Here is a 25,961-nt window from a genome sequence, read left to right as displayed (position 1 = left end):
AATTTAGAAAGAGTCTGTATGAAGCGAGTTAATGCGTACAAAAAATTATTTAATGTTGATCAGGACACTGATCTTAAGAAACTAAAATCAACATATCGAAATTTAGTTAAGGAATGGCATCCTGATAAATTTCAATCTGATGATGAAAAATTTGCTGAAGCTGAAATCAAAAGTCGCGAGATTATTGATGCTTACCATTTCTTAGTAAGTGTTGCTCCAGAAACAATTGAAGCGAATTTAGAAGAATATACTAGTACAACAACCCAATCGGGTATTGCTGATTACAAACACAAAGGCTTGTTACTTGAAATTTCTTTCACCAATGGTACTACTTATGAATACTTTGGGGTTCCAAGAAATGTATTCAATAAATTCATCAACTCTGATAAGCAATATCGCTTCGCTAAAAGAAGTATATTCAATTCTTACCTCTACCGAAAGTCAAAAAAGGATGCAATAGCAGCCTAAATAATATATTTAAAATCATATCCCAAATTCCTACGAGTTTGGGATATAATTTTTAAACCTCCCAACAAACCAATCAATTGGTTTTTAACCATCCGGTAATGCTTAGCCTAGGCTTATGACTCAGCAACACTTCGTGCTCGAGCTCACTACTCTTAAAAAATACACATTTGCCATTTAGTGGAGCCACGCTCTGTTTATGATCCGAATGATAAATACACAATTCACCTCCATCACCCAACTTCCAATCTAAATTTAGATACATGATCATGGTAAAGGCTCTGCCCTTATTATTTTTAAACTGATCGAGGTGTTTTTTATAGAAAGTTCCCTTTTCATAAAGAGCATAATGAAATTCGTATCCGGTAATTCCGGTATAACAAGTCTGATTTAAATAGGCTACAAAACAATCCATGAGATCAAAGAAACAGTCCTCATGTTCATCCTGATGTTTGCGATCTAGCCAATGTATTTTATCACTGCGAATTAGCTCATTGTGAATCAAAACAGTATCATTCCCAATCCCTGCAGGAAGCATCTGCTTTTGCGACAGCAATCTTAATAAATTGCCTCTAAGCTGAGAAGCCAGAGTTTCACTCAGGAAATTATCTGCCAAGCCAACATTATTTTCTAAATAAGTGCTGACCAAATCATCGAATGTAGTATTCAATTGAATTGATTAATATGTATGCGGAACAAAACCGCTTACCATACAAGGTAGACTATTAAACTGACACATGATCTAATCACAATAACATTCAAAGTCGGTAATTATCATCTCCTAAAATAAATTTAATTTAACGGTTTCTATATAGATTATTATTGATAAATTTAAAAGAAAAGTACATATCAAAAATTCAAACAGATTATATTTATGGGATTTGGCGGATCAGTTCAAGCAATGATTAGCACGATAAGAAACAATGCAAGACCTAAAAAAACAGCTTTTAGAACAAGGAAAAAGGATAATGATATTTTTCATTTAAAGAGCCGGCACCTTGTGTGCAAAACAATTCCGACCCCTGATTTAGAACGAATTAAGAATGACATTCGTATTAAAGCCAAAAAAGAATCCAAACGACAGCGCCTACTAGCAGTCCTAATTATCAGCCCTATCCTAATCACTATTTTTCTAATGGTCGGTTACAAAATTGATCAGTATCCGGAAAATAAAAGATTGGAAGACCGCAAGTACAAAAAAATGATTAGCACTGAAAAGAAGATAAATTACATTTTAGAAGATGGTAGTTACTTTGTAAACAGAGGGGATTACAAGAAAGCCAAAACAGTATTATTCAAAGGGCACCAACTAAAACCAAAAGATTTTCGCATCAATTTTGTAACTGCCAACGCTTATGTCTTAGATTGTATCGAAAATGAGAAACAATGTGATACTGCCACTACTCTAGTTGCTGAATTGAAAAAAGAATATGGTGATAAATCTGAAATCCTTGATTTGGAATTTCTTCTTGAACAAAAATAGACTTATCGGATAAGCTTCTTTGTTTCCTTATTAAATAGTTTTACTTTTCAGAAAACAACTAGAAATGAAAACCAACCTACTCGAAAACTTCACAAAAATCAACGATTACTTCTCACCCAAAGTTATTGGAGAGGTAAACGATTCTTACATTAAAATTGCCAAAATAAAAGGTAATGAGGTGCCGTGGCACGATCATAAAAATGAAGATGAATTGTTCTATGTAATTGAAGGCAGTCTTTTGATGGAAGTTGAAGGTTTGGAACCATTTGATATGAATGCCGGAGAGATGTACATTGTTACGAAAGGCACTCAACACAGAGTATCCGCAAAGGAAGAATGCAAAATCATGCTGATAGAAAATAAGACTACGGCTCATACAGGAGATGTAAAATCGGAAATCACGAAGGATATTACTGAACAATTGAAATAAAGCACTACAATGAGAAAGATAAAATTATATATCGCCATGAGTTTGAATGGTAAAATAGCGAGAAAAGGTGGAGAGGTAGATTGGCTTGAGGCTATTCCAAATCCTGCACAATCAGATTATGGATATGAAGAATTTTACAAATCGATTGATGCTACGATCATGGGAAAAAAAACCTATAATCAAATCATGAGCTGGGGAATTGACTTTCCATACACGGGAAAGAAAAATTATGTTTTCACAAGCAATACAGAATTAAAAAACACAGAGCATGTTAATTTCGTAAGTGAGAATCATCTTGATCTAATTAACAAGATCAAAAAAGAGGAAGGAAAAAACATTTGGTTAATAGGTGGAGGTAACTTGAACAGTGTTCTCATTGAAGAAAATCTAATTGATGAAATGATCGTTTTTGTAATGCCTATCGTATTGCCGAATGGCATATCTCTGTTTGATACCTTTCTTACCGACAAAAGCATTCAGCTTAAGTCAACCAAGTCTTATTCGTCGGGTGTAGTCCAATTGGTTTATTCTTTAAAGAGCTAAACAAACAATTTTCACACTTATCTATTTTACTGATATGATTATACAACTTATTCTTTTACAGCATTTAATAAACCCCAATACAATGACATTGGTAGAATTTAATTCAACGAGTAGTATTTCCGACTGGTTCGTAGTAGACGACATAATCATGGGTGGCAGATCTGATTCTGGTTTTTATTTGAATCCGGAAGGGAATGCCGTTTTCAAAGGCTTTGTTTCGCTTGAAAACAATGGCGGTTTTTCCATGATAAAACATCCAATTGAGAATATGGAAGTTGGTCAATATAGTAAAGTGGTTTTGAAACTAAAAGGTGATGGAAAAAGATACCAATTCAGACTTAAATCGAATGCCCGCGAGCAACACTCCTACGTTTCATATTTCTTAACATCGGGCGACTGGCAAATTATTGAGATTCCTTTATCGGAACTATATCCCACCTTTCGTGGACAAAAACTTCAAATAGAAAACTATCCAAACAAAGTTTTGGGAGAGATTGCAATACTTATTGGTAATAAAAAGGCAGAAAGCTTTCAATTGGAGATCAAATGGATTGTTTTAAAATAATTCACGGCACAATAAAGTAGGTTTAACTCTGTATAATCAGAGAACAGACTCTTGTAAGTCTGAAGCCTCAACTTATCAAAATCACCTCGTGAAACTTTTCTTTCACTTCGATATCTTTCGACCTAAAATTGCTTCAAAATTCTATATCTTTATTCATTAAAATAAGCTGGGTAATGAATATGGTGCATATTAGAAGGATTTTTCTGCAGATTTTAATTTTAACGGGGCTTCTGCTGAATGCATCTGCACAGGATAATACAATAGTTAACAAAATAAGGTTTACAGGAATTGATACGCTGCAAAAGGAAATCCTTTTGAAGCAGATGAATACCAAAGCCAGACCTTTTACCGGGAAATTAACCTTTTGGAAAAAAAGCACCCGTTTTTCCAATTTCACATTTGATGAAGACCTACTTAAACTGAAAAAATATTATCAGCAGAATGGTTTTTTAGATGTATCTATTACCTACGATCTTCAACCTGATAAAAGAAACAAAAAACTTGACCTTCTCATTCACATCCGGAAAGGAACTCCTGTTTCCCTTGGTGAAATTAATTATTCTCTGACAGGAACTGAAGAAAACATGCAGATTTTAGAGTCCTTAAAAGCGATTATCACCCTTAAACCCGGACAGCTGTTTCAAGATGACAAAATCATTATTGCAGAAAATTTAATTCGTGAAAAATTCAACCACAAAGGATATCCTTTCATAAGGGTGGAAAAAAGCATCAGCCTAAATGAAAAACTGCATATTGCTGCTATTAATTTCACAGTAACGCCAGGAAACAAAAGCTATTTTGGCGAAATTAATTTAACGGGTGATTCATTAATCAATAAATTATATATCCTTAAACATGTTGGCATTAAAAAAAGTGAAGTGTTTTCGCAAGCAACAATAGAAAAGACCCAAGAAGAATTGTTCGACATGAATCTTTTTAGGTATGTAACCATTCGGGCAATGTTGGATAGTGTCGAAAATAATGCAATACCTATTGCCATTCATTTGAAAGAGTTGCCACGCTGGTCCTTAAAAGTTGGTGCCGGCTATGGTACTGAAGATAAAATCAGGACTTCCATATTATTCAAACGCTTGAATTTTCTGGGTGGCGGGCGAACTTTATCGATCAAAGGACAACACTCCTACTTTACTCCACTTAGCATAGAAACCAAATTCATACAACCCGATGTATGGAGTAAAAACCTGGATCTTATTTTAAATCCGTTCTTTTCGCGCGAAAGAGAAGAAAGTTATGAGGTAGACAGATTGGGTACTTCTGTTACCTTGCAAAAGGAGCTAACAAAAAAATCAGCGGCCTATGTATCTTACACTTTTGGTAAGGATAAAGTGGATTTATCAACCAGTAAAACCGCTTTGTCGATTGAAGAGGCCGACAAACTGAGTCACAATAAATCAGGGGTGACATTTGGCTACAACCTGAACACCACCAACGATCTTTTTTCGCCCGAAAAAGGATGGAAATACGAGGGAACACTAACCTTCATGGGTATTGGCTTTAATTCTCAATTTCATTACTACAAAATTATGACAGAAGTAGCGTATTTCCATTCTCTTGGAAATAATGTTGTTTTGGCCGGAAAAGTAAAAAATGGAATTATAGAACCAACACAAGGTGATTCGCAAACTCCAATTGAAGACCGTTTTTTAATGGGAGGCGCATTATCCTTGCGTGGTTGGGGACGTAATCAAATCTCACCAGAAAACGAATTAGGAAGCAAATTGGGCGGAAACAGCATGATGGAAACCAGTGCGGAAATAAGATTTCCCTTATATGGGATATTTTCAGGAACTGCTTTCATGGATCTTGGTAATTCATGGCTAAATTCATGGGAGTTCAAACTAAACAAGCTAAATTATGATGCAGGCTTGGGCTTACGGGTAAAAACCCCGGTTGGTCCTATTCGTATAGATGTTGCAAGCCCACTATTCGAGGGGAAATTTAGAACCCAATTCTTTATCACCATTGGACATGCATTTTAATAGCTTATCAAATTAGAGTAAAATGAAGCGATTTATAAAAATAGCGGGTATTGTAAGTGCAGGAATAGTAATTCTCCTGTCAATTCTGCTATTTCTCATTTCAACCGGCCTTTTCAACAACTGGATTTCCGGAACTGTTTGCCAAATCGCAAATCAACAATTAAATGCACAACTAACGATAGAACAAATTGAGGGCAATCCTCTCTCCCACCTTCATGTGAAGAAAATTCAATTGGAGCAAAACAATAGCACGCTGATCGGACTTGAAGAACTCGAAATTAAATACAACATTTGGAAAATTTTAGGAAAGAAACTGGAAATTACCTATTTGAAACTAAATGGAACATCAGTTTTCCTGCAACAAGACAAGGATGATTTATGGAACCTTGAAAAACTGATTCCTGCTACAGAAAATTCGGAACCTAAAGTCTCTTCGAATCCATTTTCATGGAAAATAGAATTGGCAGATGTATCTGCGACGAATTTTGAGGCAAAAATCGTGGCGAACGACAGCACCAAATTAATTCCCCAAATTGTAAAATTTGATGTTTCTCTCGATTTCAAATTTGCAGTTGATTTGATGAATCTTAATCTGCATCAACTTGAACTAAGCACACAAAAGCCATCTCTAAAAGTTAATAAGTTACAATTTCAGGCAAGTTTAATTGATTCTGTTTTTAGCTGGACAAATTTTGAACTTCAGCTTCCAAATTCAAAGCTTAACTCAAAAGGCTCGGTTCCTTTCGACCAATTGCTTCATTCTGAAGTTTCAATCAAGGCAAGCCCCTTTGATTTCGAAGATGTAAACGAATGGATACCTTCCATTCACGGCAAGGCCGACGTAAGCTTAAATATCACAAAGAAAGAAAACAAAAGTCAGATAGATTTCTCTCTAAGCCAACAGAGTCAGACTCTTAAAATTATTGGGGAGATTAACGATATAAACAACTTGCCAAGCTATCATTTTTTATTGAAAGCCGATAGCATAAATGGCCAATACTGGACTCATCGAGCTGATCTAAAGTCGAACATTAAGGGCGAATTTGAGATGACTGGAAAAGGACTGGATTTTAAGGAAAATACAATTCACGCCAAAGCTAAGTTTGCCGATTTAAAATACCAGAATTACCAACTTGATGATTTTATTCTGCTTGTTGACAAAAACAAAAATGAACTCAATGCAAATGCTAAGGCAAGCACCATTTTCGGAAACTTAGATTCAAAAATCCATATTGAAAAGCTTTTTGAATCAACCAATTACAATGCAGAACTGAAAATTTCAAATTTGGATTTGAGCAAACTAATCTTAGATGAGAATCTAAAATCAGACCTGAATTTTGAATTGCAAGCCGTTGGACAAGGTTTCACCCCTGGCGAACTGCAAACAAAACTTCATTTAAAATCAACAAAATCAGTACTTTTCAATCAGCCTGTCACAAATTTAAATGCCAACATTGTTATTTATAAAAACGAATATCAAATTAATAAGATCCACTTTGAAGCTCCCTACTTAAAGGCAATACTTTCGGGAAAGGGAAACATTACGGAAAACAATCTTCTTCATTTGGAGCTGAAAACAAAAAATATAAACGCACCGCTTGTTGCACTGGGCTTTCAACCAGTCGATTTTAACGGAGAAATTACAGGCGATTTGTCAGGACCTTTTAATGCTTTGGATCTTAGAAGCGATATTACCATTGCAAATGCCAGACTAGACTCTCTTATTGTGCAAAACTTCAAAGCTAAGCTCCATTCACGCTTTTCGGGGGATGAATTATTTGCAAACATCGATTCTATTGGGAAAAAGCAAACAAGTGCGGATATCCTTTTAAAAACCCTCTATTTAAATGCGAAAGCAAGTGCAGATTATATTGCATTTGAAAAGTATTATCTGGCAAACACAGATTTGAATTTTGAGATAAACAAAGAAAACGGTAGTGGCAGCATGACTTCCTCTACTGTTTTAGGAAATCTAAAAACAAGATTCGCTATTCAAAATCTGTTTTCAATTCCTGAATATAAAATAGAAAGCAGCTTGAAAAACATTGATCTTTCCATGATCACAAAAAACGAAAAGTTCCGTTCCGATTTGAACTTCGAAATAGTAGCAACAGGAAAAGGGATTCAACCCGAATCGCTGAATGCTGATCTGGAAATTCATTCCGATGAATCATCCATTTTTGATTTGCCTCTTGAGAAATTCAAAGCAGAAATAAACTATACGAAAGGAGAATATCAGGTAAACGGATTCCATATAGAAACGCCCTTCGCTTTAGCTGATTTAAAAGGAAAAGGAAACTGGGAAAAGGACAATCACCTTGAATTGAATATCAAAACCACAGATATTCAGCAACTAAACTCGGCTTTAGGAACCGACGAATTGCACCTTGTGGCCCAATTGAATGCTGAGATCAACGGTTCTGCCGATTCACTGCAAATAGCCTCTTCAGTGAATATAGATGAATTAAAACTCGACACAATCAGCATCAACAAAATAGCAATTGATGCGAACATCCAGTTTGCAGACACAACATATTCCGGATTCGTAAACCTTTTAGTGAGCGACTCTCGAATTCAAGACTTTAGTCTTCAAGAACTTCATTTCAGAAGTGATTTTGATCAACAGAAAGCGGTTAATTTGTTTAGCTTTTTTGCTAATGATTCCCTACAGGGTAAAATTATTTCCGAAATAGAAATCAATAAAAACCCAAGCATTTCCTTTCAGGAGATCTCACTAAACTTAAATAACCAAAATTGGAAGCAAGGAAACAATTCCAACCACATCCGTTTCAGGCAAGATTCCATTGAAATAAACAACATAGAAATCAATTATCAGGAAAGTTCATTAAAAGCAAATGGAATATTCGCTTTGGAAGGTACGGAAAACCTGCATGTTGAAATTCAGGATCTCAACCTAAAGAATATTTCGGATCTACATTTTTTGCCCTACCAGATATCCGGAAAAGTGAATGCTTTGCTCGACATTACAGGAACAGCAAAAAAACCAATCGTAAAAGCCATTGTAACAATCAACAATCCTGAAATTGACAGTCTTCGATTTAGCAAATTCCACTCCGAAATAAACTATGAAGACGAAAAGCTTCGTTTTGAAACTTATCTTGACGGTTATTCGACACAATTGGTAAACGCAGAACTTGAACTGCCCTTGCATTTTTCGCTTACCGAAAAGCTAATGCTTCCCAAGGAAGACAACCCCATTCATGCCATTGTTAAAATTGATCAACTGGATATAAATAGATTTAATCGTTTTATTCCAACAAAAGGAATTGAAGCAACAGGCTTGCTAAGCGCACAAATAAATGTTGATAACACCATTAACAATCCCAACATTGCAGGAAATATAGACTTTGCCAATGGAACTTTTCAATATAAAAAATTGGGAATGGACTATAGCAATATCGAAATGCGCAGCAGTCTGAATAAGAATCTTTTTAAGCTTGACAGTCTATTGATTATCGCTGGTAAAGGAAAATTGAAATTGAAAGGATCAGTGGAAATGGAATCCATTATGGACGGAGAATTAAAATACATCGATATGAATCTGACAGGCCAAAATTTCAAGGCTTTCGACTCCGAGATCTTAAAGGCTGTTATCAACACAAATCTAAGCTTGAATGGTTCCCCTGAAAATCCAACATTCAATGGAAAAGTTGCCATTTTAAACTCAACTCTAAACACCGATATATTTCTAAAAGAATTTAATCGTGTTTACGATGATTCTAACCAGCCACTGCTGGTAACGGCCCGAAAAAATGCAGAAAAAGCAACAATTCATTACACGGTTAAAAAGGATACCAGTAAGAAAGATCCTCCTTCAATTTATAAAAACCTAAAGGGCCATTTCGATATCGAGATTCCTAGAAACACTTGGGTAAAGGGTAAAAACATGAATTTTGAACTCGCCGGAAATTTAAAAGCGATCAAAGAAAATGAACAGATAGACATTTTCGGAACCATGAGTGTGAAAAGAGGATTTTATAAAATTTACGGACGAAGACTTGAGTTTGAAGAAGGTGAAATTACCTTAACTGGTGGTGCCTCCCTAAATCCGATTGTCAATTTCAAAATTGCTTACAAATTCCGTGATCCGGATAATCAATTGCGAAAACTAAGCGTAAATGTTACCGGACGAATTTCCAAACCAGAAGTAAAGTTTTTTCTTGACGATGTCTCCATCGAAGAAAAGGATGCTATTTCCTATCTGATATTCAACAAAAGCACCAACCAACTCGATACGCGGGAAAATACGACGATGAAGAGCAGTAACCTTGACATTGCTAAAGATTTTGCGATCGGCCAATTCTCCAATGTAATTAAAGATGCCCTACAATCATCGCTGGGACTGGATGTAATTGAAATATCGGGAAAAAGCGGTTGGACCCAAGGAAGTGTCTCCGTTGGTAAATACATTACAAATAATTTGTTTCTGAACTACGAACGAACCTTTGCCATCGATAAAAAGGATAAAGTTATTGAACCTGAAAAAATATCAATGGAATACCAATTTTATCGCTCATTGTTTTTACAAGCCACCAATCAGAGTGCAAACTCCGGTTTTGATTTCATTATTAAATGGACCTGGAAGTAAGATCAGAACTGGTCTTACCAAATGGAATCAGTAAAGACTCAATTGAAATTAAATTGGCATCCCTTTTTCGCACAATTGAATTACATGGGCAGATAAAAATAAATACCCAAACCATTTGTAAAAAGGATGTTTCCATATAATGAATGCTCTAAAAAAACTGCATTCAGTGATTTGTTACGAAGGTAGGTAAAGGAAAAAATCAAACTCCCTACAAAGGTAAAAATCAAAGCCAGCCAATTTCTAAAAATAATATGAGCCATGGCAAAACAAATAGCATTTATCAAGAGCATCACTATCGGATTCGAAAAAAGACGTTTATATCGATGAAAAAAGAATGCGCGATAAATAAATTCCTGTGTGTATGCTGACCAGATGGGATAAGTGAGAATTACCGCAAGCCAAATCCAAAAATTGTTAAGGGGAAAATGAAAAAACACGTCGGCCCGAAAAACGTAAACCCAGATCGATGTTATAAATAACAAAATGAATCCTTTCAATAAAATTTGCTGCCATGGATAATCACGCTTAATTCGAAAAATATCCCGATCGAAATTTTTATCCCTAAAAACGATGAAAAGACAATAAAGAAACACAATAATCAAAGGAACAGCCTTATGAACGGGTATTAACTCATAAAAATACAAGACTGGAATCACCAAAAACATAAAAATCATTTCTAACCACAGGTATAATTTTTTCATTGCACAATCCTCTAAAAATTTGAAAACAAAAGAAAGCGACTAATAATAAAGGGCGTTCATTATTAAGACTCGTTCTACTTAATTTACAAATTTCAGATGGATTTTGTTCAAAAAAATATCCTGTAATTTAGGAATGCATCGTTTTTGTTGATTAATGAAAAAACGGTTTAAAGCAAGCGTGGCTAAAAGTGATGGATAGCATTAAATTAGGGATCTAATTTTTTAGACTAGTGACAAAAGAGGCAATTGCTTCAGAATTTATTTTAGATTTACTCACCTTCACCCCTACAATTTTTCGAACAATTACTTTTTCGATCCAACGCATTTCTGAAAAAATAAATTCGCCACCGGTAATTGCAGTTGCTTTAGCATGTGCAATCAAACTATCGGGAAAGGCTGCATTAAATTGTTGTTTGGCAACTTCCCCTTCATACATGCAACACAGAAACAAGCCAAGCCGCTTTTGAAGTAAAAGCGTTAAATTATTCTTGCAAAACAGCTGAATTCCCTTTTGAATACTCCCTGCATGAATGGACCCACCAATAACAATTGTATCGTATTGGGATAGGTCAGGTAATTTTGTTGTCTTTAGATTAACCAAAAGAAATTCATCACCCAACAAATTTTGCATTTGTTGGGCCACCTTTTCGGTAGTACCATGCTTCGACAGATAAATCAGAACCCCTTTCATAGCATTTGCTTATGAATTTTTTCGTTGCGCTCTCCTTGCTGCAACAATTAATAAATAACCAGCTATTACAGGTCCATAAGACAAAAAATAATATCCATTCATATCGAACCATTTAAAATAAGTACCAAGGGTAATTACACCACCAATAATCATCAAAATCCATCCAATTAAACGTAAATCCCGAGGCTTAAACATCCCTTTTTTCTTCGTCTTCACTTCACCGCTCAACATTCGATTATCAATTGCACGAACAATATCCTTAATCAGTTCAGTCTCAATATTTTTCTCTGCCAGTTCTTTACGGATTTGAGAAAAATCCATTCCCTCTATTTTCTTTTGGTGATACAGATCCACCAACTCTTTAAAATCCATTTCCATAATTCAATTGTATCGTTAATTCAACAAAACTAACTACAATTGAACACATATTCAAAACAGGATCGGTAAATCTTTTAACCATTAAATAAAAACCAATCATAGACACCAGGCAATACAAACTACTACTAGAATACAACTCATTAAATACGACTAATTACCAAATGACTGGAATATACAACCATATAAATAGAATCCATCACCAAATTACTGGAATATACCACCGTATTACTGTAATCCATTATCGAATAAACAGAATCCATTACCATATAACTGGAATACACCCCGATAAACTAACCATTTAAAGAGTAAAAACGATTACCATTAAAAAAAACAGGCTTCCCTATTTGGGAAGCCTGTGATGTATCTGATTAAAAATATTTGTTCTATTTATAAATTGCCTTTTTAGCGGCAAGTAAAGTATTCTGCAATAAGGAAACAATTGTCATTGGACCTACACCACCCGGAACGGGAGTTATGAAGGAAGCTTTAGGAGCCACCTCGTCAAACTTCACATCGCCCAACAGTTTCCAACCCGACTTCGTTTTATCTGACTTTACACGGTGAATTCCCACGTCGATTACAACAGCGCCTTCTTTAACCATATCGCCTGTTAGAAACTCTTTCATTCCAATAGCAACTATCACGATATCCGCCTGACGGGTGATATCGGCAATATTCTTGGTTCTGCTATGGCAAAGAGTTACCGTACAATCACCATACTCCGCTTTACGCGACATTAAAACGCTCATGGGTGTTCCTACAATGTTGCTTCGACCAATAACAACACAGCTTTTACCTGATGTTTGAATTTTATATCTCTTCATCAACTCTACAATTCCGGCTGGAGTTGCAGGAAGATAGGTTGGAAGACTTGACACCATTTTACCAACATTCATAGGATGAAATCCATCAACATCCTTTTCCGGACGAATGGTTTCAATCACTTTCGATTCTGAAATATGTTTTGGTATTGGCAACTGAACAATCAATCCATCGATGTCATCATTATCATTTATCTTTCTAATTTCAGCAAGCAATTCTTCCTCTGTAATATCCTCTTCGAAACGAAACTCTGAAGATTTAAAACCAACCATATGACAAGCTTTCACTTTTGCAGCCACATAAGTTTCACTGGCTCCGTCGTGTCCAACAATCATTGCGGCCAAATGAGGAGTTTTTCCTCCAGCTTGTTTGATTATTTCCACCTCGGCAGCAATCTCTTGCTTCACCTCATTCGATATTTTTTTTCCGTCGATTAATTCCATGGTCGTATATTTTGCTTTATATAAAAAATGCCTGACCAAGTGGCCAAGCATTTCTATTTGTAAGTTATTATCTTCGGCCTCCCATATTCCCCATCATTTGGGACATATTTCCACCTTTAGTCATCATTTTCATTAATTTTCGTGTCTCATCGAATTGTTTGATCAAACGATTCACGTCCTGAATAGTAGATCCACTACCATCGGCAATTCGCTTTCTTCTTGATCCGTTAATTAGTGTAGGAGTCTCTCTCTCTGCCGGAGTCATCGAAAAGATAATCGCTTCAACACCTTTAAAAGCATCATCATCAATATCTACATTTTTCAATGCTTTTCCCACGCCTGGAATCATAGAAGCCAAATCTTTCAAATTACCCATTTTCTTGATCTGAGAGATCTGAGATAGGAAATCGTTGAAATTAAATTGATTCTTGGCAATTTTCTTCTGAAGTTTCCTAGCCTCATCAGCATCAAATTGGTCCTGAGCACGTTCTACAAGCGAAACAATATCACCCATACCCAAAATACGATCGGCCATACGGCTTGGATGGAAAACATCAAGAGCTTCCATTTTCTCACCAGTACCTACAAATTTGATTGGCTTATTAACAATTGAGCGAATAGAAAGAGCCGCTCCACCTCGTGTATCACCATCTAATTTGGTTAATACCACACCATCAAAATCCAAACGATCGTTAAATTCCTTAGCAGTATTAACGGCATCCTGACCCGTCATTGAATCGACAACAAACAGAATTTCAGAAGGCTCAATCGCTTTTTTAACAGCTTCAATTTCCTTCATCATTTCCTCATCGATAGCCAAACGACCAGCAGTATCGACAATTACCAAATCATTTCCATTGGCTTTAGCCTGTTTAATCGCATCCTTAGCAATCTTAACAGGATTCTTGCTTTCAATATCTGCAAATACAGGAACTCCAATTTGCTCTCCCAGTACTTTCAACTGATCGATAGCTGCAGGACGATACACATCACAAGCAACCAACAATGGATTCTTAGCCCGTTTTGTTTTCAGAAGAAGTGCCAGTTTACCTGAGAAGGTGGTTTTACCCGAACCTTGCAAACCAGCAATTAATATTACGGAAGGTTTTCCCTCAATATTGATATCAACCTGTGTACTCCCCATTAATTCAGCCAGTTCATCGTGAACTATTTTCACCATTAACTGGTTTGGCTTCAATGCGGTTAGTACATTCTGTCCTAATGCTTTTTCTTTTACAGTATTAGTAAAGGACTTGGCTATAGTAAAGTTTACATCGGCATCCAAAAGGGCACGTCTCACATCTTTCAGTGTCTCTGCAACATTGATTTCAGTAATTTTTCCTTGCCCCTTTAATAATTGGAAGGATCGCTCAAGTCTTTCGTTAAGATTTTCAAACATTATTATACAGATTTATATTTCAATGCAAAATTAAAAAAATCTACTTAGCGATAAAGGCTATATGATAGAAATGTGAATAATTTTATCAATGATTTTTCCATTTTCAATCAAAATTACGGAAAAACTACACTATTACGATGAAAAAAGAACGAATTCCAAAAATGAAATTCGTTCGATACTATCAAAAATATATTTTTACATTCTCTCGGGAACACCAATTCCCAATAGTTCCATTGCACTTTTTACAATTTGAGAAACCTGCTTAGACAATACAATTCGGAAAGCTCTTAAATCTGTGTTTTCCTCTTTTGCAATTGGACAATCGTGATAAAATTGATTGTATTCTTTTACCAATTCATATACGTAGTTCGCAACTTGCGCCGGACTTGTTGTATCCCCAGCTTCTTTAATAACAACTGGGTAAGTCGAAATCAACTGAATCAAGTTCGATTCTTTCTCAGAAATAGTAATATCTGTTTTAGCAACTTCTGCATCCTCGATTCCTGCCTCAATAGTTTTTTTCAAAACTGATTGAATACGAGCATATGTATATTGAATAAATGGCCCTGTGTTCCCGTTGAAATCAATTGATTCTTTAGGATTAAACATCATATTCTTTTTAGGATCAACCTTAAGAATAAAATACTTTAATGCGCCCATTGCAACCTTATTGTAAACATCCTCAGCTTCCTCTGTTGAATAGCCTTGCAGTTTTCCTAACTCGTTAGAAGTTTCGCGAGCCGTATTCACCATTTCATCCATTAACTCATCAGCGTCAACAACTGTTCCTTCACGGGATTTCATTTTACCTTCAGGCAACTCGACCATACCATAAGAAAGGTGCTGAATTTTATTGCTCCATTCGTATCCCAGTTTACCCAAAACTAAAGACAATACCTGAAAGTGATAATTCTGCTCATTCCCAACAACATAAATATGCTCATCGATACTGAATTCATTGAAACGTTCGTATGCAGTTCCAATGTCCTGTGTCATATAAACAGAGGTTCCATCATCACGAAGTAAAAGTTTATGATCCAATCCGTCAGCTTCCAAATTCGCCCATACAGAACCTGTATCCTTGCGATACAAAACGCCTTCTTCTAATCCTCTTTCAACAATTGCTTTTCCTTGCTTATAGGTCTCCGATTCGAAATAAACTTTATCGAAATCAACACCCATTTTCTTGTAGGTTACTTCGAATCCAGCCAATACCCAATCGTTCATCTTTCTCCACAAACCAACAACTTCTTTGTCGCCAGCCTCCCACTTCACCAACATATCCTGCGCCTCAACCAACAAAGGAGCTTTTTTCTTAGCTTCATCAGCATCCATTCCATTGGCTACTAATGTTTCAATTTCTTTTTTGTATTCCTGATCGAATTTCACGTAGTACTTCCCAACCAAGTGATCGCCTTTTAAACCGGTTGACTCAGGAGTTTCACCTTCGCCAAAACGCAACCAGGCAAGCATCGATTTACAGATATGGATACCACGATCGTTCACCAAATTAACTTTGATTACCTCGTAACCATTCGCTTTTAATATTTGAGCAACAGAATATCCCAATAAATTATTTCGAATATGACCTAAGTGAAGTGGCTTGTTTGTATTCGGTGAAGAATACTCAATCATCACTTTTTTAGCACCTGCCTCTAACTTTTTAAAGCCATAATTATCAGATTGCATTGCAGAATTCAATACTGATATCCAATAAGAATTGTCAATTACTAAATTCAAAAATCCTTTCACAACATTAAAAGCAGTAACCACTTCAATATTTTCCTGAAGATAAACACCAAGATCGTTGGCTGTAGCTTCCGGTGATTTTTTTGAAAAGCGTAAAAAAGGAAATACAACTACCGTTAAATCACCATCAAATTCACGTCTTGTTTTTTGAATTTGAACTGTTCCCTCATCAATTCCCTGACCGTAACAACTATTTACAGCCTCTACAATTTCACTTTTTATAATGCTTTCAATACTCATCTGAAAATTCTTTATTTCGAATTCAACTATTTACAACAAACTCTTTTTTTAGACTGGAATGATTTTTTGTTTAATCTGATTTTCTTATCAGTAAACGAACCAAAATTTCACCCACAATCCGAATGCGCAAAGATAATAGGAATAAAATAAATAGCTGCCTACATTTAGAAAAAAGTCATTCGTAAGCCTATATATGGAATCCCTCAAATAGCGAGCTCTATCCAATTCCAATAAGCCAACAATACTTATCTTTGATAAATTGCAATAAGCTTGTTCATTTCCATTTGATATTGCTTACTTGTATTTAAATGAATCAATATAAAAAACAATAAAAGCTTTTAATCAAAGTTATAATAGTTAATTGCACAAATCCGTAAGCCCAAAAGAATGAAAATCATACTTCTAATTCTATTTTCATTAATCATTAATTGTCCACTTGCAGCAACCAACGAATACGAAACTGTAGATTTTAAGATTAAGTATTCGAATCTTGATAAAGTAATAGAGCTTGCCCAAGAAAACTTCGATTCAAATAATACTAAAGCTTTAAAATTAAGTCTGCTGGCAGCCGAAAAAGCACTTGAATTTGAAAATATGCAACAATATGCAATTGCAAATGAACTATTGTGTCGTATCTATTCCTACCGAGGTGAATTGAAAAAAGCTGAAACTAGTATTGAATCTTCTTTTGAATACTGGAAAAGTATGCAAGACACTCTAAAGATGAGTTTCTGCTATGGATATTTAGGTGATTTACACTACTCAAAATGTGACTATCCTAAAGCTGAATCGTATTACCTAAAAGGATTTGACTTAAAAAGACTTACCAAAGACAGTATTAATTACAATTATAGCTACAATGCCATAGGCAATATAAAATTAGAGACTTGCAAATACCATGAGGCAATCACTAATTACGATAAAGCATTAGCCCTAAACGTTAAATTTAAGAGTATTTCCGGTATTTGTTACACTCACAACGCATTGGGAAATGTTTATTTTGAAATCAATGATTTAGAAGCCTCTAAAAAACATTTCGAAGAAGCTCTCAGAATTGGAAAAGAAAATCATCTGGACAAAAACATTGCCTATACTCTAAACCAATTGGCAAAACTATACAACAGACTAGGCGATAGAATCACAGCCATTGATTTATACAATGAATCTTTAGTGATCAGTGAAAAATTATTATCAAAGATAGGTGTTGGAAGTTCCTACATGGGCATTGGAGAGGTCTATCAAACACTCATGCAGAACGACAAAGCAATTGAATATCAACACAAAGCGTTAAATTGTTTTGAGCAAATTGGATCTCAAAAAAACATTGCAAATTGCTATTTAAACATAGGCATGGTTTTATACGAGATGAAAGACTATCCCCTTGCAAGAGAAACCTTTCGAAAATCAATAAAGATAAATGAACAAATTGGTTTTTTAAAGGGCTCTGCTGAAGGTTATCGAAAAGTTGGAAACACTTATATTCAGGAAGAAAAATATAATCTTAGTCTTGATGAATACAAGAAATCACTTACTATACAGAGAACAATTGGCAATTTAAAGGGAGTAGCCTCCTGCTATACCAACATTGGTTTAATTCATGTAAAAAGAAATAATCTTGATATAGCTGAAGATGTTTTTAACAAAGCAATTGAAATCAATATAGACATTAATAACATTGGTGGTGTTGGATCGACCTACAATAATTTGGCTGAATTATACAAAAGGAAAAATGACCCTGAGCAGGCTATTCAGTACCTGCTAAAAAGCCTTGACATTGCGACTAGTATTGACCGTAAAACCCTTAAGGCTGAATGTGCTCGAAACCTTTCCGAAATTTATTATGCAGAGAAAAATTATGAACGTGCTCTACATTTTCACAAATTGTATTTCGATTTATACAATCAAATGTACAATGCCCAAATGGAGAATCGAATTGGTTGGATTCAAATGGAAAATGAAAGAGAAAAACGCGTAACTCTTGAGAAATCTTATGCAAATGAACAATCAATCGAAAAAGAGAAACTACATAAACAATCACAAATAAATTCATTTTTAATGGTTATTGTAGTACTCATACTGCTTTCAATAACCTTAATTTACGGTATTTATCTTGCTGTAAGAAAAGCAAATGAAAAATTAATTATCGAAATTGCCGAAAGAAAAAAGGCGGAATTGCAATTAGAAGACAATCACCGAAATCTTGAGAGTCTGGTAAAAATCAGGACACTGGAATTGGTTAAAGCAAAGGAAAAAGCAGAACAATCGGATCAATTGAAATCCTCCTTTTTAGCAAATATGTCTCATGAAATTAGAACGCCAATGAATGCAATTATTGGTTTTTCGAAATTGTTAACGATGACTAATTCTGCAACAAAATTAAATGATTACACGTCAATAATTACTGAAAACGGACATATTTTACTTACACTTGTTAACGACATTATCGATATCTCGATGATTGAGTCTAAGCAATTAAAAATCAGAAAATCCCATTTCCTAATTTATCCAATTCTTGAAGAACTGAAAAGCATTTTTGATGATCAAATACATCCCGATAAAAAGAATGGTATAGAATTTACTATTCACATTTCTAAAATACCAAGAGATCTTACAATTTTCTCAGACCCATTTAGAATAAAACAAATACTAACAAATCTATTACGAAACGCTTTAAAATTCACGAACTCTGGTAGTATTGATTTTGGTGCAGAATTGATTGAAGACAAAATTCGTTTCTTTATTAATGATTCTGGAATTGGAATTCCCTATGAAGATCAATTTCTAATTTACGATCGATTTAGACAAGCTAGTAATAATGCGGTGGAACATGGAGGGACTGGCCTAGGTCTAACAATTTCAAAGAATTTAGTTGAATTACTGGATGGCAATATTTGGTTCACGTCAAAACCTAATGTGGGTAGCCAATTTTATGTAGACCTTCCTCTAGAATTGATGCCTGCAAAAACAGTAGCAGAATCTTCTAAATCTGGTGAAAGGACCGATTTTACAGGGAGAAAAATTCTCGTGGCAGAGGATACTAAATCTAATTTCCTTTATATTAAAGAAGTTCTTCGAAAAACAAATGCCGAAGTTACTTGGACTAAAGATGGAATCGCAACTGTTGAGCAATTTGGATTAAATAATTTCGATTTAGTTTTAATGGACATTCAGTTGCCAAAATTGAATGGGTATGAAGTCACAAAGAAAATAAAATTACAAAAACCTAACGTGCCTGTAATCGTTCAAAGTGCCTTTAATAATAGTGATTACGAAGAAAAACGCTCCGAATTTGGCTTTGATGACTTTATTACGAAGCCATATACCGAAGCTCAACTTCTTTACATTATATCACAAAATCTATCTTAAAACGATCTTTGCAAACTCTGACATTCCTCCTACAAATCATTTCCTATTTACGTAAAAAAACTTCTCTTTCATGAAAAATGCAATTTTACCAATATTGGTTCTATTACTATTCATAGTGAGTGCTTTCCTTCTATATCCAGATAACAATCCTAAATATGCAATAGTAATTCATGGAGGCGCAGGAACACTATTAAAAGAAAATTTTACTCCTGAAAAAGAAGTACAGTATAAAAAAGTACTCCAAAATGCACTTATGATTGGTGATTCAGTATTAAAAAATGGAGGAAGTAGTCTTGATGCTGTTGAAAAAACAATTCATATTCTTGAGAACTCCCCCTTATTTAACGCTGGAAAGGGTGCGGTATTTACAAACTCCGGAAGAAACGAACTTGACGCCTCAATTATGTGGGGAAAAGATTTAAATGCTGGGGCGGTAGCTGGAGTTGACGATATAAAAAATCCTATTAGCGCCGCCCGAAAAGTAATGGAGAATTCCGAACATGTGATGCTAAGCGGTCATGGAGCTTCTGAATTCGCAAAAGCACAAGGACTGGAAATAGTTGACAACAGTTATTTTTTCACACAAAACAGATGGGATCACCTCCAGAGAATCCTTAAAAAAGAGAAGGAGATGACTCCGGAAGATCGTCACGGAACGGTTGGATGTGTTGCTTTGGATAAAGACGGAAACCTGGCGGCCGGAACCTCTACTGGAGGCATGACCAATAAGCGTTTCGGTCGTATTGGAGACTCTCCGATTATTGGAGCAGGCACTTATGCCAACAATGAGACCTGCGCCATTTCTTGCACGGGTCATGGCGAATTTTTTATCCGACTTGGTGTAGCAAAGGATATTTCAGCCATGATGGAATACCTGAATATAAGTCTGGATGAAGCTTCCAATAAAATGATTGAAAAACTAAGCAAAATTGGAGGTGCAGGTGGTGTAATCGGGCTCGACAAAAATGGTAACATTGTGATGAAAATGAATACGAATGGAATGTACAGAGCGTATTTAAATTCAAAAGGGGAAACTGAAGTGTTAATTTATAAATAAGAGTGAATTATTTTGTGGATTGAACTTTTCGAAGTAAATTAAACTTAGACAACAATCCAAAAAAAAATATCATGAAGATCAATCTTAACGGAAAATGGAGAAACCAATATAATTCAGAGATGGATTTAGCGGTTACTGAAAATCGTGTGAGTGGCACTTTCCAAACGGCTATTGGGCAACCTCGATTTGAAGAAAAATTTGAAATAATAGGAAAAATAAATGCCAACGTCATTGTATTCATGGTAGATTTTGAAAAATATGGATCTTTAGCTTCTTGGACTGGTCGTTTTGAAATCGATGAAATTGGGCCGGTTATTCATACAATGTGGCACTTGTCGCAAAGTGAAGGTGGTGAAGAAGAACAACTAGCCAAAGCAATTCTTACCGGGGTAGGAACTTTTAGAAAACCATAGGGCATAAAAAAGGGGCTAAACAGCCCTTTTTTGTATTTAAAATTAGATTCTACTATCTATATTATCAATTTTATCTAGTAGGTCGTAAGTTGAATTCAATAAATCATCGTAAATAGTCTTGTAATGATTTTTAATTTCTTTTGCTGTTTTATCCCTTAGGTTCTGATTAAGACGAGCGATATAATCATTTCGTGATGATGCTGCCTCATTCATGATATCATACACATCTTTTGATTTTTCACGTCCGAAAAAATTTAGATGAATGATTCCTCTGGTTAAGATCTCGTTTGTTAGGAAATTTATGTCTTTTTTAAAATTTCTTCTACTTGCCATATTTACAATTTTAGAATTTAATTACTGCTAAATTACTAAAAATACTAAAAGCATGTAGTTCTATTATTTAGAAATTAATTTTTATTTACGAGCTTTCAAATTCTAGTATTTATAAGATCTACTACGAATTAATAATCCTCATATCATTGCAATTGGTGAGCAAAAAAAGTTTATTTGTATAGTTAATTTCCATTTAGAATAGAGGCTGTTGATTATGAGTGAATGTTTCAGATATATTTTCATAAAAAATAATAAAACCAAACCTGCGAAAGATTTTGATGACAAAATCTTACTTCGAGGAATAGCTCTGTACGAAGTTATTCGAATAGTATCAGGGAAACCGTTATTTCTTGAAGCTCATTTTGAACGTTTAACAAATTCTGCATCACAATTAAAGCAAAACATTTGGTTAAACTTCGATCAGATTAAAGAAAACATTGCAAAACTAATTGCATTAAACGATTGTCAATATGGAAATATCAAATTGGTATTTCAATTTGATGGTAATAATAAAACGTTGCTAGCTTATTTTATCAAACATTATTACCCAAATGAAGAACAGTATCAAAATGGTGTCAGAACTCTTGTTCATCCGGCAGAACGGCCAATACCTAATGCAAAAATATACAATCACTCACTTCGTTCTAAAACCAATGATTTAATTAAAGATGCTGAAATATTCGAAGTTCTTCTTCTTAACTCCTTGAGAAACATAACAGAAGGAAGCAGATCCAATCTGTTTTTTATTAAAAATAATGAATTACACACTGCTCTCGATGCAGATGTTTTACACGGAATTATTCGTAGCAAAGTAATTGAATCGGCAGTAGAGCTTGGGATTCCGATTCGAAAACATTCTATTCAGTATGATGATCTACCAAATTATGATGCAGCTTTTTTAACTGGTACATCCTTACGTATTCTGCCGATAAAGAGAATCAATTCAATTAGCTATTCAAGTACTCATGATATCGTAAGCAGGTTATCAGAAGTTCTTCAAGCTAAAATTAATGACTATTTAAAGTAGCTTATCTACTGTTTAGGAAATCCTATTTCAATCTTGGTTCCATTTGGTAATCCAGCCCCATCTGCCAAATCTTCAATCGAATAACCATATACTCTGCCATTATTCTGAACTTTATTCAATAGCTTTATCCTATCCTTAGTGATTGATAGGGTTTTATGATGAATTTTAATGTTCGAATCCTCATGCAAACCTTTTGCTTTTTTTCGCCCAACGCCATTATCTGTAATGACACATCTCAAATATCCATCTTGTTCAAGCTCAAAACTCACATCAAGATTTCCCTTTTTCTCAGATCCAACTAATCCATATTTAATCGCATTCTCCAGAAATGGTTGTATCAACATTGGAGGTAATTTATACTTATAAGGGTTAATGGAAGCATTTACATTAATTTCGTATGAGAATTTATCAGAAAATCGCATCTGCTCCAATTTTAAATAAAGCCGCAGATAAGCAATTTCATCTGATAAGGAAATAAAATCCTTATTTGCATTACCAATATTCTTCCGCAAGACATTTGAGAAATCTGAAAGATATTCTAAAGCCTTCTCTTTTTGTTCTTCCAGAATATAGCTCTGTATAGAATTTAGTGCATTAAATATAAAATGCGGATCCAATTGGTTTTGCAGCGATTTCATTTTCAAACCAATAAGTCTGTTAAACTGTTTGGTTCGTGCTTTTTCTCTCTTTCTAATAAAATAGGTATATAACCACATGGCTAAATAAACAATACCTATAAATAGCAAGCTCGACAACATGATAGACCACCACGTTTTCCACCAAGGAGTTTTCACCTTTATCTGAAACCCAAAGGGCATAACCACTCCTTCACTTAATTGTTTTCCTTCAACTTTTAAAATATAATCCCCACTGGGTAAATAAGAAAATACAGCTTGGGGGGATTCACTCCAATTCGACCATTTATCATCGAATCCGTCTAATAAATATCTAAAGCGAACATTTGAATCATTCTGACAAAAATCAAATCCAAATGTGAAAGTCAAATCATTTTCATCATACTTAAAACTAATTGGTTCAATCGGTGCATTTGTCCATATATTTACCTGCGTGCTATCTGCCTCCCAATCTTCATTATGAATTCGAATTGATTTAAGACTAATTTTACTTTCAAAAATCTTTCCAATTTCAGGACTCGTTTCAATCTTCAATAATCTATTCTTTGCCTTTACCCAAATATTCTGATTTTCATCAATAATTGACTTCTCTCCTGTTTGGTCCAAATATCCACCTTTCGAGTTCCAAAAATTAAATTGCAATTCTGATTCATTTCCCCAAGAATTGTATTCAAAACGATGTACTCCCAGATTTGTTCCACACCATAATGAACCATCCGAAAGATATTGAATTCCTTGAATAGAAGTCCCCATTAAACCATCTAAACTAGTAATGGAGTCAACTACAACTAACTTATTAGGTTTACTTTTAATCTTGTAAATCAGCCCATTATTCCCGCCTGCAATTATAGTTGAATCCGGCAATACCAGAATATCATTTATAACATTGTGAATATTTGAATTCCGCCTATTGAAGATGCTAAATTTGTGATTCTCGTATCGTACAATTCCTTTTTGGCGAGTTGAGATCCATATGCTTGAATCCGTTGCAATCATTTTACTAACATCAATAGTAGCCGATTTTAAAAATTCAAAGATTGGCTTTTGTGATTTCAATCCGCTCTTGGTATAAAACTGAAGCTGATTCTGCCAAAAACAAAGTAACTCGTTATCATCAGTGAAGACAAAATTCTTGGCTGGAGTAATGCCAATATATTCTAATTGAAAACTATTTGTGTTGACGGTAAAAAAACCTTTACTGGTTGATATCCAAACTAATTCATCCTTATCGACAGCTAACTTATAGATCGATAAATTTTTGGAACAGTTAAATTTCCCATTACAAAGCCGACACAAATCCTTAGCTTTTAAGGAATGTTTAATTTTAAAATCTTGAATAAGGCTAATCTCATTTCTGCTTGCCACAATAAAATTTCCTTGCTTATCAGAAATAAAATCTTGTATAAGAGAATTTTGTAATCCCAGCAAATCAGAATCCAGATAAGCGAACTTTGATTTTTGCAATAGAATTAAACCCTGATTATGAGTTCCAAGCCATAATTCATCATATCCTTTTCTTAAAAAAATAGTATTAATAATGTATTTACCCAACATCTTTTCTACCGACAGATCTGAAAGTAAGCCACCCGTAAGCTTTACTATTTTTTGTTTCTCAATGTCCTTTTCAAAATACCTAAGCAAATAAAACCCCAGCTTTTCATTTTCTTCAACTTCAGTTACATCACAAACAAATTTCTTTCCTGTATTAGTATGAAGTGTGAATGGTTTGCCCGATTTTAAAACATCTTTTAGTGTATTAGGATCGTTTTGCAAACCGAAATAAACATTGGGTAAATTTGAATCAATACTATATTCCAGAACCTTGCCCGACTCTATTTCGAATTCAAAGTTTCTATTTTGAGTTAAACCATTCGCAACAAATTTATTTTGATATTGTCGGATTTTAAGAACTGGATTCTTACATGAATCACATGCCTGTTCCAATTTTGAGTTTTGAACATCACAGACAAATACTCCTTCTGAAGATGCGAGAATTAAATTATCACTAGTTGAACTTTTTATAAGGCTGGTAATATCATTCTCTATCGCAACTGAGTCTAACTGAATAATTGAGAGTTTATTCCCATCAAATTTACAAAGTCCAACACCTCGTGCTGAAAACCACAAATTTCCTTTTTCGTCTTCGCAAATTGAATTAATTCTCTCTCCCTGTAATCTTGAGAGTTCTTTTCGAAACTTAATGTCTTCACCCAAAAACTCGAATAATCCCGCATCAGTCGCGAGCCAAACCAATCCTCGCGAATCCTCAAAAATATCAAGTACAATATTACTGGGAAGACCATCGGACAATGAGAAATTCCTGATCGGCTGCAAATCCGCTTTTACGCACATTGGCAAACCAACAAAAACCAACATTATCAAGATTAAAACTCTTTGTCTAAAAATCATGATGCAATATTAATAAATATCAATAAATTAAAACGGTGTCAAATGTGCCAAGTTTGATTATTCGTATTTATTTATCGATAAAATAAGTTGAACATCTTATAATGATTGTTATTTAACAGAAATACACTCGTTATGAATCTTCTTAAAATACAAATCCAACTTTACGTTTCATTTAACTTATCTACTCTGATTCTTGATTAACA

20 protein-coding genes are annotated in these 25,961 nt (G+C 34.7%); 11 read left to right on the top strand and 9 right to left on the bottom strand.

Going from position 1 to position 25,961, the window contains the following annotated elements:
• The first annotated feature begins 18 nt into the window (after positions 1 to 18).
• Complete coding sequence (locus ALGA_RS14805; RefSeq protein WP_096430321.1) at positions 19 to 468, top strand: KTSC domain-containing protein; 450 nt, start codon at positions 19 to 21, stop codon at positions 466 to 468.
• Between the two features lie 73 nt (positions 469 to 541).
• Here the strand turns inward: ALGA_RS14805 and ALGA_RS14800 are convergent, their stop codons facing one another.
• On the bottom strand, positions 542 to 1,135 hold the full coding sequence (locus ALGA_RS14800) for a 2OG-Fe(II) oxygenase (protein WP_096430318.1): 594 nt from the start codon (positions 1,133 to 1,135) through the stop codon (positions 542 to 544).
• Positions 1,136 to 1,339: 204 nt separating this feature from the next.
• Here ALGA_RS14800 and ALGA_RS14795 point away from each other — a divergent pair, with 204 nt between their 5' ends.
• The 6 genes from ALGA_RS14795 (at position 1,340) to ALGA_RS14770 (ending at position 10,095) form a co-directional block, all read left to right on the top strand.
• Positions 1,340 to 1,948 carry a hypothetical protein gene (locus ALGA_RS14795; protein ID WP_096430315.1) on the top strand — a complete coding sequence of 203 codons (609 nt, stop codon included), beginning with the start codon at positions 1,340 to 1,342 and terminating at the stop codon, positions 1,946 to 1,948.
• A 64-nt stretch (positions 1,949 to 2,012) separates the two neighbouring features.
• A complete protein-coding gene (locus tag ALGA_RS14790; protein ID WP_096430312.1) occupies positions 2,013 to 2,378 on the top strand; it encodes a cupin domain-containing protein in 366 nt (121 codons plus the stop codon).
• A gap of 9 nt (positions 2,379 to 2,387) precedes the next feature.
• Complete coding sequence (locus tag ALGA_RS14785; RefSeq protein ID WP_096430309.1) at positions 2,388 to 2,921, top strand: dihydrofolate reductase family protein; 534 nt, start codon at positions 2,388 to 2,390, stop codon at positions 2,919 to 2,921.
• Between the two features lie 82 nt (positions 2,922 to 3,003).
• Complete coding sequence (locus tag ALGA_RS14780) at positions 3,004 to 3,486, top strand: CIA30 family protein (RefSeq protein ID WP_096430306.1); 483 nt, start codon at positions 3,004 to 3,006, stop codon at positions 3,484 to 3,486.
• A 173-nt stretch (positions 3,487 to 3,659) separates the two neighbouring features.
• Positions 3,660 to 5,486, top strand: a complete 1,827-nt coding sequence (locus tag ALGA_RS14775) for a BamA/OMP85 family outer membrane protein (RefSeq protein WP_096430303.1) — start codon at positions 3,660 to 3,662, stop codon at positions 5,484 to 5,486.
• A gap of 22 nt (positions 5,487 to 5,508) precedes the next feature.
• Positions 5,509 to 10,095, top strand: coding sequence for a translocation/assembly module TamB domain-containing protein (locus ALGA_RS14770; protein WP_096430300.1), 4,587 nt, complete (start codon positions 5,509 to 5,511; stop codon positions 10,093 to 10,095).
• Positions 10,096 to 10,175: 80 nt separating this feature from the next.
• Here ALGA_RS14770 and ALGA_RS23640 read toward each other — a convergent pair whose 3' ends face one another.
• The 6 genes from ALGA_RS23640 to argS form a co-directional block, all read right to left on the bottom strand.
• Complete coding sequence (locus ALGA_RS23640; RefSeq protein ID WP_394339915.1) at positions 10,176 to 10,760, bottom strand: CPBP family intramembrane glutamic endopeptidase; 585 nt, start codon at positions 10,758 to 10,760, stop codon at positions 10,176 to 10,178.
• Between the two features lie 250 nt (positions 10,761 to 11,010).
• Positions 11,011 to 11,487 (bottom strand): flavodoxin domain-containing protein, encoded by a 477-nt coding sequence (locus tag ALGA_RS14760; protein WP_096430295.1) that lies wholly within the window; start codon positions 11,485 to 11,487, stop codon positions 11,011 to 11,013.
• A 9-nt stretch (positions 11,488 to 11,496) separates the two neighbouring features.
• Positions 11,497 to 11,859: a hypothetical protein gene (locus ALGA_RS14755; protein WP_145957642.1), complete on the bottom strand. Its 363-nt coding sequence runs from the start codon at positions 11,857 to 11,859 to the stop codon at positions 11,497 to 11,499.
• A 389-nt stretch (positions 11,860 to 12,248) separates the two neighbouring features.
• Positions 12,249 to 13,130, bottom strand: coding sequence for a bifunctional 5,10-methylenetetrahydrofolate dehydrogenase/5,10-methenyltetrahydrofolate cyclohydrolase (locus tag ALGA_RS14750; protein ID WP_096430291.1), 882 nt, complete (start codon positions 13,128 to 13,130; stop codon positions 12,249 to 12,251).
• 67 nt (positions 13,131 to 13,197) lie between these two features.
• Complete coding sequence (ffh, locus tag ALGA_RS14745) at positions 13,198 to 14,529, bottom strand: signal recognition particle protein (RefSeq protein WP_096430289.1); 1,332 nt, start codon at positions 14,527 to 14,529, stop codon at positions 13,198 to 13,200.
• Positions 14,530 to 14,724: 195 nt separating this feature from the next.
• On the bottom strand, positions 14,725 to 16,518 hold the full coding sequence (gene argS / locus ALGA_RS14740) for an arginine--tRNA ligase (RefSeq protein ID WP_096430287.1): 1,794 nt from the start codon (positions 16,516 to 16,518) through the stop codon (positions 14,725 to 14,727).
• Positions 16,519 to 16,905: 387 nt separating this feature from the next.
• Between argS and ALGA_RS14735 the strand changes: the two genes are divergently transcribed.
• From ALGA_RS14735 to ALGA_RS14725, 3 genes are all read left to right on the top strand, one after another.
• Complete coding sequence (locus tag ALGA_RS14735; RefSeq protein WP_096430284.1) at positions 16,906 to 19,884, top strand: tetratricopeptide repeat protein; 2,979 nt, start codon at positions 16,906 to 16,908, stop codon at positions 19,882 to 19,884.
• 70 nt (positions 19,885 to 19,954) lie between these two features.
• A complete protein-coding gene (locus ALGA_RS14730) occupies positions 19,955 to 20,941 on the top strand; it encodes an isoaspartyl peptidase/L-asparaginase family protein (RefSeq protein WP_096430281.1) in 987 nt (328 codons plus the stop codon).
• A gap of 71 nt (positions 20,942 to 21,012) precedes the next feature.
• On the top strand, positions 21,013 to 21,354 hold the full coding sequence (locus tag ALGA_RS14725) for an avidin/streptavidin family protein (protein ID WP_096430278.1): 342 nt from the start codon (positions 21,013 to 21,015) through the stop codon (positions 21,352 to 21,354).
• Positions 21,355 to 21,396: 42 nt separating this feature from the next.
• On the opposite strand, the gene ALGA_RS14720 is transcribed toward ALGA_RS14725, so the two are convergent.
• Positions 21,397 to 21,687, bottom strand: a complete 291-nt coding sequence (locus ALGA_RS14720) for a hypothetical protein (protein ID WP_096430275.1) — start codon at positions 21,685 to 21,687, stop codon at positions 21,397 to 21,399.
• 214 nt (positions 21,688 to 21,901) lie between these two features.
• Between ALGA_RS14720 and ALGA_RS14715 the strand changes: the two genes are divergently transcribed.
• Positions 21,902 to 22,714: an aminotransferase class IV gene (locus tag ALGA_RS14715; RefSeq protein ID WP_096430272.1), complete on the top strand. Its 813-nt coding sequence runs from the start codon at positions 21,902 to 21,904 to the stop codon at positions 22,712 to 22,714.
• Between the two features lie 5 nt (positions 22,715 to 22,719).
• On the opposite strand, the gene ALGA_RS14710 is transcribed toward ALGA_RS14715, so the two are convergent.
• Complete coding sequence (locus ALGA_RS14710) at positions 22,720 to 25,758, bottom strand: sensor histidine kinase (RefSeq protein ID WP_096430270.1); 3,039 nt, start codon at positions 25,756 to 25,758, stop codon at positions 22,720 to 22,722.
• Positions 25,759 to 25,961: the final 203 nt, after the last annotated feature.

Source organism: Labilibaculum antarcticum, from assembly GCF_002356295.1.
GTDB lineage: Bacteria > Bacteroidota > Bacteroidia > Bacteroidales > Marinifilaceae > Labilibaculum > Labilibaculum antarcticum.
The sequence above is the reverse complement of the archived record's forward strand: the minus strand, read 5'-3'. Positions and strand labels throughout refer to the sequence as shown.